The 867-nt window shown below is 71.5% G+C and carries 1 protein-coding gene; it reads right to left on the bottom strand.

Annotation, left to right across the window (positions count from 1 at the left end; genetic code table 11):
• Window positions 1–121: 121 nt before the first annotated feature.
• On the bottom strand, window positions 122–867 hold a 746-nt coding region (locus tag AC0IZJ_RS28335; RefSeq protein WP_471855593.1), incomplete at its 5' end, for an alpha/beta hydrolase.

The raw sequence follows: 867 nt of genomic DNA, 5'->3' as shown, positions 1-867 counted from the left end.
ACCTCGAACAACTTGTTGAAAGCGCTGCGGTCACCTACACGCGCAGCGGCGATCCATTGAGTGATGTCGGCCATGCCGGCGACTGTAGCGAGCGTGCGCGCCGCGGCGCGCCAGACAGTCGCTACGGCCGCGTTTCAAGCAGTGACCTCACCGCCTGCAACACGACCGACCAGGCCGGCGACGCGGGATCGGCGATCTCGAAATGCCCGAGCGACGGGACGGCGACGAGCCTGGCCTCGTCCCCGGCCCGGCGTGCCGCTTTGACATGGGCGTGGCCGAACCGCAAGGGCGTCATCTCGTCCTGCTCACCCCAGACGAGGATCTGAGGGGTGCCGAGTGGCAGCAGCCGGGTCGCAGAGGCTTGCACATATCGCGCCGGCACGGCGGAGGGCGGCCCGCCAAGAAGGGTCTCGACGACCGAGGCATCGCGGCAGCCCACGGCCTGCGCCGGGATGAAGGCTTGCAGGTCGCCGACCCCCGCCAGGTCGACGACGCCCTTGACGCGCAACGCCTGAGGGGCGTGGAGCGGACTGTGCGGCGGCAGCCGGTGCCGCGCCGCCGCCCACAGCGCCAGGTGCCCGCCCGCTGAATGGCCCATCACGATCACGCGATCCAGGTCCAGTCGGTGCGTGGAGGCGAGGGCGCGGAGGTGGTCTACCGCCCGGCCGACATCCTGAAAGGTGCCCGGCCAACCGCTGCCGGGTTGAGGGAGGCGCCGGTACTCGATGTTCCAGCTGGCGATGCCGGCGGCCTTGAGCGCGTCGGCGAGCGGCGCCAGGTCGCGCAGCGACGCATAGCGCTCCTTCCAGCAGCCGCCGTGCACGAGAACGACCACGGGGCGCGGCCCCGGCGAAGCGGGCAGCCGCA

The organism is Roseateles sp. AC306 (genome assembly GCF_979253795.1).
The sequence above is the reverse complement of the archived record's forward strand: the minus strand, read 5'-3'. Positions and strand labels throughout refer to the sequence as shown.